We start from the raw sequence: 16,211 nt of genomic DNA on the forward strand, positions 1-16,211 counted from the left end.
ACCGATTCGCACGAGCGTCCGGTCCCAGACCCACAAACAACACAGAGGAGTTGCGATGAGTGATCGCGTCGATGTGGGCAACCTGCGCGTGGCGCGGGTGCTATACGACTTCATCACCAATGAGGCCCTCCCGGGCACCGGTGTGGATGCCGACGCTTTCTGGGCTGGGGTCGACAAAGTAGTCACCGATTTGGCTCCGCGGAACCGAGAGCTCCTCGATCGGCGCGACGACCTGCAAACTCAGATTGATCGCTGGCACCGGCAGCGCGCCATCGAGCCGCTGGATCCGTCGGAGTATCGGGAGTTCCTCACCGAGATCGGATACCTGGTTCCGGAGCCTGAGGATTTCACCATCACCACCGCCAACGTGGACGACGAGATCACCACGACGGCAGGGCCGCAGCTGGTTGTTCCGATCTTGAACGCGCGCTTCGCGCTCAACGCCGCCAATGCACGCTGGGGCTCCCTTTACGACGCGCTGTACGGCACCGATGTCATCTCGGAAGCCGATGGCGCTGAGAAGGCGTCCGCTGACACTGGTGGGTACAACAGGATCCGCGGCGACAAGGTCATCGCGTACGCGCGTGAGGTGCTCGACGGTGCGGTGCCGCTGGCGGCCGGCTCGTGGAAGGACGCCGTCGGCCTGAAGATCGACGACGGTCAGCTGCTTGTCGAGCTGGGTGACGACCTCTCGACGGGCCTGCAAAACCCTGACCAGTTCATCGGCTACACGGGCAAGCTCGGCAAGCCGCAGTGGTCGGTGCTACTGATCAACCACGGTCTGCACATCGAGATCTTGATCGACCCCGACTCCCCCATCGGATCGACCGACAAGGCCGGCATCAAGGATGTGGTGCTGGAGTCGGCGATCACCACGATCATGGACTTCGAGGACTCGGTCGCGGCGGTGGACGCCGAGGACAAGGTGCTCGGATACCGAAACTGGTTGGGACTCAACAAGGGTGACCTGTCCGAAGAGGTCTCCAAGGGCGGTAAGACGTTCACCCGCGTGCTCAACGAGGACCGCGTGTTCACCGCCCCCGACGGCAAGGGCGAAGTGACTCTGCCCGGGCGCAGTCTGCTGTTCGTCCGCAATGTCGGTCACCTCATGACCAACGACGCCATCGTGATGCGCGGCGAGAGCGGCGAAGACATAGAGATGCCGGAGGGCATCCAGGACGCGCTGTTCACCAGCCTGATTGCCATCCATGGCCTGCGTTCCGGCAAGAAGAACGGGGCACTGAAGAACAGTCGCACCGGCTCTATCTACATCGTCAAGCCCAAGATGCATGGTCCGGACGAAGTGGCCTTCACCGCGGAGCTGTTCGGTCGTGTCGAAGAGGTGCTCGGACTGCCACACGCCACCCTCAAGGTCGGCATCATGGATGAGGAGCGCCGTACCACCGTCAACCTGAAGGCCGCCATCAAGGCCGCCTCGGACCGCGTGGTGTTCATCAACACCGGCTTCCTGGACCGCACCGGCGACGAGATCCACACCTCGATGGAAGCCGGGCCGATGTGCCGCAAGGCCGTCATGAAGTCGCAGCCGTGGATTCTGGCGTACGAGGACCACAACGTGGACACCGGACTGGGCGCCGGGTTGGCCGGCAGGGCTCAGATCGGCAAGGGCATGTGGGCCATGCCGGATCTGATGGCAGACATGGTCGCGCAGAAGATCGCGCAGCCGCGTGCGGGTGCGACCACGGCGTGGGTACCGTCCCCCACCGCGGCGACCCTGCATGCGCTGCACTACCACCAGGTCGACGTCAAAGCAGTGGACCAGGAGTTGGCGGGTAAGCACCGCGCCGAGCTCGAGTCTTTGCTCACCATTCCGTTGGCCGAGTCGCGTCATGACTGGACCGCCGAGGACATTCGCGAGGAAATCGACAACAACTGCCAATCGATCCTGGGCTACGTGGTCCGCTGGATCGACCATGGTGTCGGCTGCTCCAAGGTTCCGGATATCCACGACGTGGCGCTGATGGAAGACCGTGCCACCCTGCGCATCTCCAGCCAGCTGCTGGCCAACTGGCTGCGTCACGATGTCATCACCGAGGACGAGGTGGTCGAGGGTCTCAAGCGGATGGCCCCTATTGTCGATCGACAGAACGCCGGCGACAAGGACTACCGACCGTTGGCGCCGGACTTCGACAGCAACATTGCCTTCCAGGCCGCCAAGGAGCTCATCCTGGAGGGCAAGGACCAGCCGAACGGGTACACCGAGCCGATCCTGCACCGGCGTCGCCGCGAGTACAAGGCCGCAGGGGCCAAGTAGCGGATAGCGACTCCGACGTGCCTGGATCTCGTCGGAGGCCGTTGCCGTCCTTGTCTGCTGAGTGTCGGTTTGGCCGCGGTTTGGTGTCGCGTGCCGTGGTTCACGGGGTCTGGGACAGTAGACTCGGGCCGACGCGCAGCGCGGCTCATGGACCGCCGCTGGACAAGTACTTAGACACGATCAGAAGGGTCGCGACAACACATGGGCAGGCACAGCGCATCTGGGTCGGGTAGCCCAAACGATCCGGACGACAACGACGGTTGGGTCGCGGACCCTCAGTCAGGCCACGAAGCGAGCTCCGCACCGGAGTTCGACAGTCCAGGACTCGACAGTCCAGGAACAGGCAGCTTCGACAGTGCGGGATTGGATACAGGCAGCTGGCAGCGGTCTCATCGCCGCAGTGGTGGCAGCAACTGGGGCGTCAGTAAGGGATTGATCGGCGTCGTCGCGGCGGTACTGGTGGTGGCCGTATCCATCGGCCTGTGGTGGTACTTCGACCGGCGGACCACCGACAACCAGGCCGAGGCCGCAGCCACCTGCGTGCACGGAAACAACGCCATCGCCGTGGTTGCTGACCCGTCGATCGCGGACCGGATCGGCGAATTGTCGGAGCGGTTCAACAAGAAGCACGAGGTGATCGGCGACTTCTGCTTCACCGTCTCGGTGCGTCCCGCGGATACCGCCAATGTGATCAAGGGGCTGACAGGTCAGTGGCCCGCCGAGCTCGGTGAACAGCCGGCCTTGTGGATCCCGGGCAGCTCGATCTCTTCGGCGCGCCTGAAGGCGGCATCGAAGACCAATATCGTCAGCGACAGCCGGTCCTTGGTGAGTTCGCCCGTCGTCATCGCGATGACGCCGAGGCTGCGCCAGGCCATTCCCGGCGACAAGACCTGGGCGGATGTGCCCGCACTGCAGAATGTCCCGAACTCGCTCGACGGTTTCGGCCTTCCGGGCTGGGGTTCGCTGCGGTTGGCGCTGCCGTCAAGCGGCAATGCCGATGCGACGCAGCTCGCGGCCGAAGCGGTGGCGGCGGCCAGTGTCCGCCCGGGTGACTCGCCCGAGCTGGGTGCGGGTGCGGCGGCATCGTTGGCGGCGACGGCTCCCAAGCTGCCCGCGAACAACTTGTCCGATGCCATCGGCGCGCTGCTGGACGGCGGCGAGCAGCCCGGTGCCGCAGTGCATGCGGTGGTCACCACCGAGCAGCAGCTTTATGCCCGTACTCGCAGCAACGGTGACGCCAAGAAGGTCATCGCCGCATGGCAGCCTGCCGGGGCAACCCCGATCGCCGACTACCCCACTGTGCAACTGGACGGTCCGTGGCTCTCCGAGGAGCAGCACACGGCGGCAAGCCAGTTCTCGCGTTTCCTGGGTGACAAGGACCAGCTCAAGGATCTGGCGGCCGCGGGCTTCCGCGCTGATGGCGCGGATCTGCCCAGTAGTGATGTGGTCAGCTTCGCCAAGATCGAAACGCCGCTGACCATCGAGGACAAGGTGCGCGTCGCACTGGCCGAGGGCACCTCGACAGGGTCCGGGACCACGACGATCATGCTTTCTTCCTCACCCGCTCCCGATGTGAAGCTGTCCGATATCACCGGGGCACTGGCCAATAGGGTTCGTGCCATCGCTCCGACTTCGGGTGTCGGCCTGTGGGTATACGACGGCAAGGAAGGCAACACCGTGGTGCGCCTCGGTGGCGCCGGCGATGACGTGGAAGGCATGCCCCGTTCGCAGAGCGTCGCTGATGCGCTGACGGCGCTGCAGCCCACCGGCAATGGCGCGGTGGCGTACACGACGCTGCGGGCGCTGTATCAGGACGCCGTGGGTGGTTTCCGCCCCAACCAGGTCAACTCGGTGTTGGTGGTGGCCGGGCGTTCGCACACCGACCAAACCTTGGACGGTCAGGGCCTGATCGACACCATCAACCGGCTCAAGGATCCGGCGAAACCGGTGCGCATCAACGTGATCGACTTCGGTGGCGACTCCGACCAGCAGACCTGGCAGGCACTCGCGCAGCAGACCGGCGGCGCCTATCAGAACATTCCGGCCTCGAACAGCCCGGAGCTGGTCGCGGCCATCACCCGCTTCATGTCCTAGCGCCCCCGCGAGCAGACGCTTGGTCCTTCCACATCCTCGGGTTATGGAGGACCGAGCGCCTACTCGTCGTACTACTCGGCGAACGCCTCGATCGGTGGGCAGGAGCACACCAGGTTCCGGTCTCCGTAGGCTCCGTCGATGCGACGTACCGGCGGCCACACCTTGGGGCGGAAACCCTTGCCCAGCGGGTAGGCGGCCTCGGCCCGGCTGTAAGGGTGGCTCCACTCGTCGGCGATGAGGGATTCGGCGGTGTGCGGCGCCCCGCGCAGCGGGTTGTCCTCCACCGGCCAGACTCCGGAGCCCACCTTGTCGATCTCGGCCTTGATCGCGATCATGGCCTCGCAGAAGGCGTCCACCTCGGCCAGGCTCTCACTTTCGGTGGGCTCCACCATGAGCGTGCCGGCCACCGGGAAGCTCATCGTCGGCGCGTGGAAACCGTAGTCCGCCAGACGCTTTGCGACATCGTCGACGGTGACTCCAGTGTTCTTGGTGATGTCCCGCAGGTCCAGGATGCACTCGTGGGCCACCATGCCGTTGTCGCCGGTGTAGAGCACCGGGTAGTACTCATCGAGACGTCGCGCCAGGTAGTTGGCCGAGGCGATCGCCGTCAGTGATGCCGCCCGCAGGCCGTCGGGGCCCATCATCCGGATGTAGGCCCAGGTGATCGGCAGGATCGATGCCGAACCGTAGGGCGCCGAAGAGACGACGGCGCCACCGGGCAATTCGTCGGCGTACGGGTGCCCCGGCAGGTACTGCGCGAGGTGGCTGCGCACCGCGACAGGCCCGACGCCGGGGCCCCCGCCGCCGTGGGGGATGCAGAACGTCTTGTGCAGGTTCAGGTGGCTGACGTCGCCGCCGAAGCGTCCGGGGCGGGCAAGCCCGACAAGAGCGTTCAGATTGGCACCGTCGACGTACACCTGTCCCCCGGCATCGTGCACGGCCGCGCAGATGTCGGCGATGTCGTGTTCGTAGACACCGTGAGTAGACGGGTAGGTGATCATGATCGCGGACAGCGCACTGGCATTCTTGGTGATTTTCTCGCGCAGGTCGTCCAGGTCGACATCGCCGTTCTCGCGGCACGCCACCACCACAACGCGCATGCCGGCCAGCGCGGCCGAGGCAGCGTTGGTGCCGTGCGCACTCGACGGGATCAGGCACACGTCGCGATCGCTGTCGCCACGGTCAATGTGGTACTGCCGGATGGCCAGCAGACCCGCGTATTCACCCTGCGACCCCGCGTTGGGCTGCAAGCTCACCTTGTCGTAGCCGGTGATATCGGCCAGCCAACCCTCGAGATCGGAGATCAGGGTGCGCAGGCCGCGTGAATCGCTCGCAGGCGCGAACGGATGCTGTGCGGCGAATTGTGGCCAGGTGATGGGTTCCATCTCTGCGGCTGCGTTGAGCTTCATGGTGCAGGAACCGAGTGGAATCATGCTGCGATCCAACGCAATGTCCTTGTCGGACAGCGCACGCAGGTACCGCATCATCTCCGTCTCGCTGTGGTAGCGATTGAACGCCGGATGAGTCAGATAATCGGAGTCGCGGGTCGCGATGTCCGAGGTGTGCGGGGCCTCCAGGGTGCCCTCGAACATCTCGGTTCCGAATGCTCGCAGCACCGAGACCAGGTGCGGCAGCGTCGTCGCCTCATCGCAGGCGATCGAGACGTGGTCGCCGTCGGGGCACCAGATGTTGACACCCTCGGCCTTGGCGGCGGCCTGGATCTGAGCAGCCTTGCCGGGAACGTGCACCAGCACGGTGTCGAAGAAATGGTCGTGCACCACGGTGTGGCCGTCGCGGGTCAGCCCGGAAGCCAGCAGCTGCGCATTGCGATGGACCCGGGTAGCAATGGCGCGCAACCCTTCTGGTCCGTGGTAGCTCGCGTACATGGCGGCCATCACGGCCAGTAGCACCTGCGCGGTACAGATATTGCTGGTGGCCTTGTCCCGACGGATGTGCTGTTCGCGGGTCTGCAACGAGAGTCGATACGCGGGCGAGCCGTCCGCATCCACCGATACCCCGACGAGGCGTCCCGGCAGTTGACGGGCATGCGCGGTGTGCACCGCGAGGTACCCGGCGTGCGGTCCGCCGAATCCCATGGGTACACCGAAACGCTGGGTGGTGCCAAAGGCCACGTCGGCGCCGATGTCTCCGGGCGGGGCAACAAGGGTGAGGGCCAGCAGGTCGGCGCCGACCGCCACCAGCGCGCCGCGCTCATGGGCCTCGGAGATGAGCGACGTCCAGTCGTGCACCACCCCGGACGCGCCGGGCAGCTGCACGATTACCCCGAAGAACTCTCCTTCGGGCAGTCCCCCGGTGAGATCGGCGGTCACCACCTCGATGCCGAGTGGTTCGGCGCGGGTGGCGATCACGGCGGCGGTCTGTCCGTACAAGTCGGCATCGATGACGAGGCGATGGGAACCGGACTTCACGGCGCGATGCATGAGCGTCATCGCCTCCGCGGCCGCGGTGCCCTCGTCGAGCATGGAGGCATTCGCGATATCCAGACCGGTGAGCTCGGCGACCATGGTCTGGAAGTTCAGCAATGCCTCGAGGCGGCCCTGGCTGATCTCCGGCTGGTAGGGCGTATAGGCGGTGTACCACGCCGGGTTTTCGAGGATGTGGCGGCGCAGCACCGGCGGGGTGAGCGTGTCGAAGTAGCCCTGCCCGATCATGGACACGGCAATCGTGTTGTGGTCGGCGAGTTTTCGCAGCGCGTCCAGGGCTTCGTGTTCGGAGGCTGCCGCGGGAAGCGCGTCGAGTCCGCTGGCCAGCCCGCCCTGCAGTGCGTCCAGGATGCTGGCCGGAACCGCCTTGTCGGCGAGTTCGTCGAGGCTGGCTACGCCGATGGTGGCGAGCATGGTGTCGATATCGGCGGTGGTCGGACCGATGTGGCGGTCAGCGAACGTCATGGCGCTCCCGGAGGGTCGAGTCGCGCGGCAGGCACGCGACAGCGTCTCCCCTCCCTCTGTCATCAACCCGTGCCGGGTGCCTGAGAGATTCGGTCGTCCTGGCTGGTGAATCTCCAGCTAGGCGCCTTTCCCCGTCGGCGGGCGGTCCGGTCGTACAACCGGATCGCCGCTTTTCAGAGGCATCGGGGCCGAGAGCGGTTCGGGGGCCTGAGAGATTGACGGAGAGGTGTTGCTCCTTCGGCGGTCATGACTGGCGGTCACGACACTCTCCCGCCCACGGGCGATGCGGGACCAGTTTACGCCAGTTAACGAGCTGGTTCAGACCGGAGCGAATGCGGCGCCGGATCAGCCGATCTTGCGGGCGCGATCCTTGCGGCGAGAGGCCAATTCGTCCTCCGGCGCCTCGATGGCTTCGCCGCCGTCGGCACGCTCCCCGGGGAACTCGGCGATTGCGCCGGTCAGTTCGCGCATGGCGCCGCTGACCGCGATGCCGAACACACCCTGCCCGCCCTGCAGCAGGTCGACGACCTCTTCGGCGGAGGTGCACTCGTAGACGGTGGTGCCGTCCGAGAACAGTGTGATGTTGGCCAGGTCCTCGACCCCGCGCTGGCGCAGGTGCTCGACGGCAACCCGGATGTTCTGCAGCGAGATACCGGTGTCCAGCAGTCGCTTGACGATCTTCAGGACCAGAATGTCCTTGAACGAGTACAGGCGCTGGCTACCCGAACCGGCGGCGCCGCGAATCGAGGGAACCACGAGCGAGGTGCGGGCCCAGTAGTCCAGCTGGCGGTAGGTGATACCAGCAACCTGGCAGGCGCTCGGGCCGCGGTAGCCGACGAGCTGATCGGGAACTGAGTTATCCGGGAAGAGACCCGGCTGGACAGGCCCGGAAGATGCGGAGGACTCGGAGGACTCGGACGAACCCGCCGCTCCTGACTCCAGCGTCATCTCCAGCTGCCCCTCATGCGGCTGTTCGACCACTTCTGCTCCCTCTCGCCGATCGCTTCGCCGGCTCTCGTGGCGCGGTCCTGAGAAATCCCCTGAGAGATTTCACGGTACCGAGTCCGCCGGTAGTGCGTTCGTCCAAGCACGAATTCTCCGAGCATACGCCCCTTGCGCTGCCCCGTGCCGGCCGCTGAGTCAAATTATGACCCTCGTGAAATTACGGTCAATGCGACGCGCCCGGGCTGCGACTGTCAAGGTCAGGTTGAGACTTACTCGTTACTTAAGGCCCTGTCACGGGCCTTCCGTGGCCTTGAAGTCATCGGGCGAGACGCTGTCCAGGAACTCCTTGAACTTCTCCACCTCGTCTTCGCGCAGTGCTCCGCCGGAGTCCTCGTCGTCCTCGTCGGGAATGATCAAGCCCGCCTCGGCGAGCACGGCTTCCTCGACGTAGATCGGCACCCCGACACGCAGCGCGATCGCCACCGAATCCGATGGCCGCGCGGACACTCGGATGTCGCTGTCGAACACCAGATCCGCGTAGAACGTGCCCTCTTGCAGATCCACAATCCGGACTTCCTTGAGTGAATGCCCAAGGGCCACAATGAGATCACGAATCAGGTCATGGGTGAGCGGCCGCGCCGGCTCCACCCCTTGCTGCTCCAGTGCGATGGCAGCAGCCTCCGACTGGCCGATCCAAATCGGCAGGTAACGATCCCCCGCGGACTCGCGCAGCAACAACACCGGCTGGTTCTGGGGCTGTTCCACGCGGATTCCCACGACTCGAACTTCGCTCATCGTGCCTCCAACACCAGTACTTCTGTCGTACCGCGAGTCTAGTACTCAGCGATCGAGGACGCCGCGCACCGCCGACTTGATCATGGCGCCGTGGAGCGCGATCGACAGCGCCGCCACTTCCCGGATCAGGTCATCAGCGCGGTCGCGCGCTCCTGCCTTGTTGGCCTTGACGGTCGGGCCCACGATCTGGGCGATCAGGTCCGTCTCGCGGTCGACAGCCGACCGGAAGGTGCGCAGGTGCCGCGGCTCGACACCGTAATCGGCCAGCTCGGCGGCGCACTGGACGATCAGTACCGTGTATTCGTCGAAAAACCCGGCGGGTCCGGCCGTGATGATCCCCGCCTTGATGAGCGAGGTCAGCAGCACCTCGTCGGCGCCCGAGCGCGACAGTAGATCCTCGCGGCTCAGCCGCGTGGGCCGCGAGGAGGATGGGAATCCTTGACGGGCAACACCGTTGGTGTCGTCACCGTCGGTGATGGCGAACAGCCTGGGGCCGCCGCCGAAGCCCGCTACATCGGGCAACGCTCCGTCGGGCTGCGCGTCGAGTTGCTCCTTGATCACCTTCAACGGCAGGTAGTGATCGCGTTGCGCGGTCAGGATGAAACGCAGCCGCTCGGCGTCATAGGCCGAAAACCGGCGATACCCCGACGCGCTACGCGACGGGGTAACCAGTCCCTCCGATTCGAGGAATCGAATCTTCGAGATCGTGACGTCCGGAAACTCCGGACGCAACAGGTCGAGTACCGACCCGATCGACATTCCGGTGAGAGCCGGCCGGTCGGGAGCTGTCACTGGCCACCCGAGGCGGAATCATCGCCGGCCGACTTCGGTCCGGTCAGGAAGACCAGCCGGAACTTTCCGATCTGCACTTCGTCGCCGTTGGCGAGGACCGCCGAATCGACGGGCTCGCGGTTGACGTAGGTGCCGTTCAGGCTGCCCACGTCCACGACCTGGAATTCGTCACTGTCAAGCCGGAATTCGGCGTGACGACGGCTCACCGTGACGTCATCGAGGAAGATGTCGCTATCGGGGTGCCGGCCGGCCGATGTGGTTGCCTGATCGAGCAGAAAGCGTGATCCGGCGTTGGGGCCGCGCTTGACCACCAACAGTGCCGATCCGGCGGGCAATCCTTCGACACCGGACACGTCGGCACCGGCCTGCGCGGGCGCCTCTAGCTCGGTGGCGAAATCGGCGCGGAACACCGAGGTCGTCTCCGCGGTGACCTCGCCTGACGTGTCGTCCTTGTCGTTATCGGTCACCATCGCTCCTTCTTCCTCGCCCCTGGGAGGATTCGATTGTCAGTGCGGATCCCGCTGAGCGTGATGCTCATCGCGACCCTCATCTGCCCTCATGCTCTTCGCGGCGAGCGTTCATCGCCGCTCGTTTCCGACCGTACCGTCTGACTGCCCGTAACGGGTCACCTCTGCCGTATCCGCCAGTGGTCCACCCGAAATTATGGCCGTCGGACTGGTTGGAGAACCTGTGCCCTCCTAATCGGTGGCGTCACCATATCCCGATGCGTCTAAGAGGTCATTAAGAGCCGCATCGAGATCGGCCGCGCTGGCGGCTTCAAGGTCGACCAACCAGCCCTCGCCGTAGGGATCTGAATTGACCAGCTGCGGGTTGGAATCCAAATCGCCATTCGCGGCAACGACTTTCGCGGTGATGGGCGCGAACAGGTCAGATACCGATTTCGTGGATTCCACCTCGCCGAATGTGGAGCCGGCGGTCAGATCGGAGCCGGCATCCGGGAGCTGGACAAACACCACGTCACCGAGTTGCGACTGTGCGTAGTCGGTGATTCCGATGCGCACGGTGGTTTCGCCGGTGCGCCGCACCCATTCGTGTTCCTCGGTGTAATGCAGGTCGGCAGGAATTTCGGTCACGGTGAGTCGTCCTTGCTCTCGGTCAGTGGTCTGTGTAGTCGCTAGGCCCTCAGGGCTACTTGCCGGGCTGAGCGTATTGGCGAGGTTTCGGTTCTCGCAAGGTGGTGATGTCAACGCGCGCCGGCTGGTCGATGGTAACGCTGCCGCCCACCCGCGACACGGTGTCGACGGCGCCGCCGGGAATGTTCATCGCCGCCGCGAGTGTCGGTGGATCGCCTATCGCCAGAACCGAATACGGGGGCGCCAGGGCCGTGCCGTCCACGACGAGCTGTCCGGGGGTGCCGACGACCCACGAATCGGCACCGACGCGTACGGATTTGTCGCCCGCCCTGATCTCGATGGCTTCGGCTCCGGCCGCCCGCAGCTCGTTGACGATGTCGAGCAGCGTTTCCGCGCCCAGTCCCTGTCCGGGATCGGTGATGGTCAGGACGACGCCCGGTCCGGTAGCGCCGACGGTCCCCGCCATGATGGACAGCGCAGACAGCCGTGCCTTGGCGTCGTTGATCACGGCCTGATTGCCGGTTCCGCTGGCGCGCATGGTGATCAGGCTCTGTTGTAGATCCGCGATCTCCTTGTTGAGATTGGCGTCTCGCTGCTGCAAGGAGTCGAGTAGCACGAGCAAATCGGCAGGCCGAGCGGTATCGAGCCCGTCGCCCGATTCGGTCTGACGCACCTGGGTGGTGATCGCCAGGCCCAGTAGTGCGCACAGTGCCACACCCAGCACGCCGAAGGTGATCTGACTGCGCGTCGGTGGCCGACGCCTCTTGGGCATTTCGTGCTTGCCGGGATGTGGTTCGTGTCGTGAATCCGGCTGCGCGGGATGAGATTGGTTCACTGGCTCACGCCCCAAACAACCTGCGCCGCAGGGCGGCAGCGTTCCCGAAGATTCGGATGCCGAGAACGACGATGATGGCGGTGGATAGCTGTGTACCGACCCCGAGCTGGTCGCCCACGAACACGATCAGCGCCGCCACCAGCACGTTGAAGACGAAGGACACCACGAAGACCTTCGAATCGAATATCTGGTCCAGGTAGGCCCGGGCGCCGCCGAAGAGTGCGTCGAGCGCCGCCACCACCGCGATCGGCAAGTACGGGGCGACGGCGTCAGGCACGTTCGGGTGAAACACCAACCCCAGAACCACGCCGATCGCCAGCGCGACTATGCCGATCATCGTCCACTTCCTTTCCACATCACGGTCGGGCCCACCTCACCGATTGCCCGCCGGAATCTCTTTGGCGTATTTGACATCCCGGCTGGCTGCCGGGGCCATCTGCACGTTCTCCTGGGTGGCCAGGGTGAGCCGTATGCCATACGACTTCTGCAGGAGCCGCATCCTAGCCATTCCCGGACTACGTTCGAACGCAGACTTGATGGTGTTGGCCGGTCCGATGGCCACGATCCGGTACGGCGAACTGGTGGGCTGATTGTCGACCAGGATCGCTCCCCCGGCCTGACGCATCGTCACGTTGGGGCCGATACGCACATCGGATACCGAAATCGCCTCCGCACCACTGGTCCACAGCGAGTTCACCACGAGTTGCATGTCGCGGTCCAGAATGACCTGCTGGCTGCGTGGGATGCGTTCCTTGGAGACGTCCGAAAGGTCGCCGCCGCTGCCCGGGTCCGCCAGCGTGACGATGAGCGCGGGTCCTCGTACCTCGGTGCTCGCGGCGGCAAGGCCCAACTGGTCCAACCGATTCAGCAGCTCCTTGCCCTGTTCGTTGCCTTCCAGCTGACTGCGCCGGGCTCCGGCCACCTGCGAGGAAAGCTGGTCACGAGTGGATTCCAGCGCTCCCGAATCGCGTTGTTCACTGCGGATGCTGGCGAGCAGCCCCTGCTTCTCCTGCATCACGCCGGGCGCGATGCGTGTGGTCTGAGCGACGGCGGCCGCGAAGACTACCGCGATGGCGATGGCAGCGATTGCCTGCCAACCCCATTCGGCCAGCCGCCCACGCGGCGCGCCCCCATTCTTGCGAGCCTCGGCGGCCTCCAGGTATCCGGCGTCCAGGTGATCGGAGAGCAGTGTGCGCAGCAGCGAGGGCACCGGATTGCGCTTGGGGCGGTTGGCGGTGTGGTGGCCCAGCCCCTCCTCGGGCTCGAAACCACCCATGAGGTGCGGCCCATTTCCGTGTATCTGGGGGTCCTTCCCGCTCGCGGGGGTGTCCGGTGTATCCATGTCAGGTAGTCACCTTGGGCAGTTGCCGCACCACCATCACGATCTGCGCGACGTAGAGCACGAACGTCCACAGGTACATGCCCAGGCCCCAGATGAGGAACGCCCAGCCGCACGGGCCGATCACCCTGCCCCACAATGAGTCCCATTCGCCGATCAGGATGAGCGGGAACGCCGACATCAACGCGAAGGTGGCGGCCTTGCCGATGTAGATGACCGGAAGGGCCTCGATGCCGCGGCTGCGCACGATGGGCAGCCCGAGGGTGAGAATGAGATCGCGGGCCATCAGGGCGATGACGATCCACCACGGCACGATGTCCCGGATCGCGAAGGCGATCGGCGTGGTCACCATGTAAAGGCGGTCGGCGGCCGGGTCCAGGAGCGTTCCGAGGTGCGACGACTGGTTCATCAGCCGGGCGATCTTGCCGTCCGCCCAGTCCGTGAAGCCGCTGAGCATCAGGATGGTGACGGCCCATCCGTCGGCGTGTTTCACCAGCAGCAGGTACAGGAACAGTGGGATGAATGCCAGCCGAATGACGCTCAGCAGGTTGGGGACCGTCAGTATCCGGTCGTCTCCAGTGGACGGCTCCGCGGTTCCCATCCGGCCAGCCTCTCATATTCGCGAGGTGATACCCCGCGCAAATGGGCTCCCTTGTCGTCAGCTGAATACGCCGGGCAGGTTCAGGATCGAGAGGCTGTCGTTCTTGCGCGGGTCGTCGTGGATCATGTAGGTCCACGTCGAGGTCGGCCGGGCGAGTTTGGACAGATCCAATCCCTGTTCCTCGTCAACCAGATTCGCGGTGTCAAAGGTCTGCTGGGCGGCTTCCACGGCGTCGGCGGCCAGCGACGCGAAGGCGTCGACGGCGAGCCGGTGGAACTCGTCGATCGGGTTCTGTCGTCCGAGGGCGCGCAGGTGGATGCTTTCTCGCACGTCGGAGAGGTACGCCAGGTGGTCGGCCCAGCCCCGGTCCAGGTGGTACAGCATGATCTGCCGCGCGATGCGCTCCAGCCGCTCTTCGGAAAGTTCCTCGGCCAGCTCGTCATAGCGCTCGGGCGAACGCTCCTGCAATTCCTTGCGGGCGGTGTCGGTGCGCAGCAGGGTGTCCCGGCGGTCGGAGATGATGGCGCGCTGCTGGGCGATCAGCTGGTTGTATCGCCAGGTGTTGGCGTGCAGGTCGAGCATCGCGCCTTCGGCCACCCGCTGGGCGTGGTCGATCAGACCGCCGGCCTTGGCGCTGACGATCTGCCCGTCGTCATCGGTTTCGGTGGGCAGCTTGGCCGAATCCAGGTGCGCCACAACGACCTCGTCCTCCCAGCTGGAGAAGAAGACCGACGATCCCGGGTCACCCTGGCGCCCGGCTCGTCCGCGCAGCTGGTTGTCGAGCCGCTCGGTGCGATGCCGCCCGGTGCCGACGACGTGCAGCCCGCCGGCCTCGACGACAGCGTCGTAGTCGGTCTCCTCGGATCCGCCCAGGCGGATATCGGTACCGCGGCCGGCCATTTGGGTGGAGACCGTGACGGCATTGAGCGCGCCCGCCTCGGCGATGACGCGGGCCTCCTCGGCGTCGTTCTTGGCGTTCAGCACGACGGCGGGAACGCCCGCGCGGACCAGTCGGTGATGCAGCGCCTCGGATTCGGCGACATCGTGGGTGCCGACGAGCACCGGCTGACCGGTGGCATGGATCTCGGCGATATGCGCGACGATGGCGTCGTTCTTGCTTGCCTCGGTGATGTACACACGGTCGGGCTGGTCTTCGCGAATGTTCGGGGTGTTCGGCGGGATCGGCGAGACTCCCAGCTTGTAGAACTGGCGCAGCTGTTCGCCGGCGGCGAGCGCGGTACCGGTCATTCCGCAGACGCGCGGGTAGCGGTTGATCAGCGCCTGCACGGTGATGGTGTCGAGAACCTCGCCGGTGTCGGTGGTTTCGATGCCTTCCTTGGCTTCGACCGCCGCCTGCAAGCCATCGGGCCAGCGTTGCAGGGTGGCGATGCGGCCGCGTGAGGAGTTGATGAGGTGTACGGCGCCGTCACGCACGATGTAGTGCACATCGCGCTCGAGGAGCACGTGTGCGTGCAGTGCGACGTTGACCTCGGTGAGAATGGTGCCGACGTGGTGTTCGGAGTACAGGTCGATGTTTCCCAGCTGCTTTTCCAGCTTCCGGGCGCCGATGTCGGTCAGGAAGATGTTGCGGCGATCGCTGTCGGCCTCGTAGTCCTCGCCGGCGATCAGCTCGCGTACCGCCTCGATGACCTCCGAGCTCGGGGCTTCCCGATGACTGGTACCGGCCAGCACCAGGGGCACCAGGGCCTCGTCGACGAGCACCGAGTCGGCCTCGTCGACCACGGCGACGTCGGGGCTCGGTGACACCAGGTCGTCGACGTCGATTGCCAGCTGGTCGCGCAGCACGTCGAAGCCGATCTCGTTGACCGACCCGTAGGTGACGTCGCAGGCGTAGGCCTTGCGGCGCTCGTCGGCGGTGGATTCCTCGGTGATCCAGCCGATCGTCAGGCCAAGCCGCTCCAGGAACGGTCCCATCCATTCGGCGTCGCGCCGGGCCAAGTAATCATTGACGGAGATGACGTGCACGCTGCGCCCGCCGAGGGCGTATCCGGCGGCGGTGATGGCGCCGGTGAGGGTCTTACCTTCGCCGGTGGCCATCTCGATGACGTCGCCGTCGAGCATGCGCAGCGCACCCAGTAGCTGAACGTCGAACGGACGCTCGTCGATGGTCCGTTCGGCCGCCTCACGCACGATCGCCAGGAATTGGCCGATGTCCTTGGACTCGAGGCCCTCGGAGAGGTCGAGCTTCTTGGCCGCCTTGGTGAGCTGCTCGTCGGTGAGGTCCTTGGCCTTCTCGTCGTACTTCTTCGAGGTCTCCACAAGGGCCAGCGACTCGCTCTGGTTCTTGTCCGTGGATGCACCGAGCAGTTTCCAGAACTTCTCGGTGAACCGTGAGGCGGTGTTCGACTTGCGCACATGCACACGGTACGTGAGGTTCCGAGGGGCCCCGATAAGCACCGTCAGGCGAGCTCCCGGACCCATCTGCGATACCCGTGTGATGGATGCGACACGATCGGCGGAGTACTGCGGCCCGGTAGGGACCCCATACTCCGCCGATCGTGTCGAAGGTGT

At 65.3% G+C, this 16,211-nt stretch carries 13 protein-coding genes and 1 riboswitch; of the genes, 2 read left to right on the forward strand and 11 right to left on the reverse strand.

What is annotated here, in order from left to right:
* Nucleotides 1-55: 55 nt before the first annotated feature.
* Both B4393_RS24570 and B4393_RS24575 read left to right on the forward strand, forming a co-directional pair.
* Entirely contained in the window at nt 56-2,275 is a 2,220-nt protein-coding gene (locus B4393_RS24570) for a malate synthase G (RefSeq protein WP_078336355.1), read from the forward strand.
* 201 nt (nt 2,276-2,476) lie between these two features.
* Nucleotides 2,477-4,369, forward strand: a complete 1,893-nt coding sequence (locus tag B4393_RS24575) for a vWA domain-containing protein (protein ID WP_078336356.1) — start codon at nt 2,477-2,479, stop codon at nt 4,367-4,369.
* 71 nt (nt 4,370-4,440) lie between these two features.
* Here B4393_RS24575 and gcvP read toward each other — a convergent pair whose 3' ends face one another.
* The 11 genes from gcvP to secA2 form a co-directional block, all read right to left on the reverse strand.
* Entirely contained in the window at nt 4,441-7,278 is a 2,838-nt protein-coding gene (gcvP, locus tag B4393_RS24580; RefSeq protein ID WP_078336357.1) for an aminomethyl-transferring glycine dehydrogenase, read from the reverse strand.
* 185 nt (nt 7,279-7,463) lie between these two features.
* A riboswitch (glycine riboswitch) is annotated at nt 7,464-7,561 on the reverse strand.
* 62 nt (nt 7,562-7,623) lie between these two features.
* Entirely contained in the window at nt 7,624-8,259 is a 636-nt protein-coding gene (locus tag B4393_RS24585; RefSeq protein WP_070939965.1) for a MerR family transcriptional regulator, read from the reverse strand.
* A gap of 255 nt (nt 8,260-8,514) precedes the next feature.
* Nucleotides 8,515-9,018 carry a bifunctional nuclease family protein gene (locus B4393_RS24590; protein ID WP_043078983.1) on the reverse strand — a complete coding sequence of 168 codons (504 nt, stop codon included), beginning with the start codon at nt 9,016-9,018 and terminating at the stop codon, nt 8,515-8,517.
* Nucleotides 9,019-9,063: 45 nt separating this feature from the next.
* Complete coding sequence (gene ftsR / locus B4393_RS24595; protein ID WP_078336358.1) at nt 9,064-9,810, reverse strand: transcriptional regulator FtsR; 747 nt, start codon at nt 9,808-9,810, stop codon at nt 9,064-9,066.
* Nucleotides 9,807-10,280 carry a glycogen accumulation regulator GarA gene (garA, locus tag B4393_RS24600; protein WP_005075485.1) on the reverse strand — a complete coding sequence of 158 codons (474 nt, stop codon included), beginning with the start codon at nt 10,278-10,280 and terminating at the stop codon, nt 9,807-9,809. The genes ftsR and garA overlap by 4 nt, the downstream gene beginning before the upstream one ends.
* Before the next feature lie 228 nt (nt 10,281-10,508).
* A complete protein-coding gene (gene gcvH, locus B4393_RS24605) occupies nt 10,509-10,904 on the reverse strand; it encodes a glycine cleavage system protein GcvH (protein WP_070939969.1) in 396 nt (131 codons plus the stop codon).
* 55 nt (nt 10,905-10,959) lie between these two features.
* Nucleotides 10,960-11,739 carry a DUF881 domain-containing protein gene (locus B4393_RS24610; RefSeq protein WP_078336359.1) on the reverse strand — a complete coding sequence of 260 codons (780 nt, stop codon included), beginning with the start codon at nt 11,737-11,739 and terminating at the stop codon, nt 10,960-10,962.
* Nucleotides 11,740-11,743: 4 nt separating this feature from the next.
* Complete coding sequence (locus B4393_RS24615) at nt 11,744-12,076, reverse strand: small basic family protein (RefSeq protein ID WP_005058551.1); 333 nt, start codon at nt 12,074-12,076, stop codon at nt 11,744-11,746.
* 36 nt (nt 12,077-12,112) lie between these two features.
* Nucleotides 12,113-13,081, reverse strand: a complete 969-nt coding sequence (locus tag B4393_RS24620; protein WP_078336360.1) for a DUF881 domain-containing protein — start codon at nt 13,079-13,081, stop codon at nt 12,113-12,115.
* Nucleotide 13,082: 1 nt separating this feature from the next.
* On the reverse strand, nt 13,083-13,679 hold the full coding sequence (locus B4393_RS24625; protein ID WP_078336361.1) for a CDP-alcohol phosphatidyltransferase family protein: 597 nt from the start codon (nt 13,677-13,679) through the stop codon (nt 13,083-13,085).
* 57 nt (nt 13,680-13,736) lie between these two features.
* Nucleotides 13,737-16,061 carry an accessory Sec system translocase SecA2 gene (gene secA2, locus B4393_RS24630; protein ID WP_165758513.1) on the reverse strand — a complete coding sequence of 775 codons (2,325 nt, stop codon included), beginning with the start codon at nt 16,059-16,061 and terminating at the stop codon, nt 13,737-13,739.
* Between the last annotated feature and the right edge of the window lie 150 nt (nt 16,062-16,211).

Origin of the sequence: Mycobacteroides franklinii (genome assembly GCF_002013895.1) — a bacterium.
GTDB lineage: Bacteria > Actinomycetota > Actinomycetes > Mycobacteriales > Mycobacteriaceae > Mycobacterium > Mycobacterium franklinii.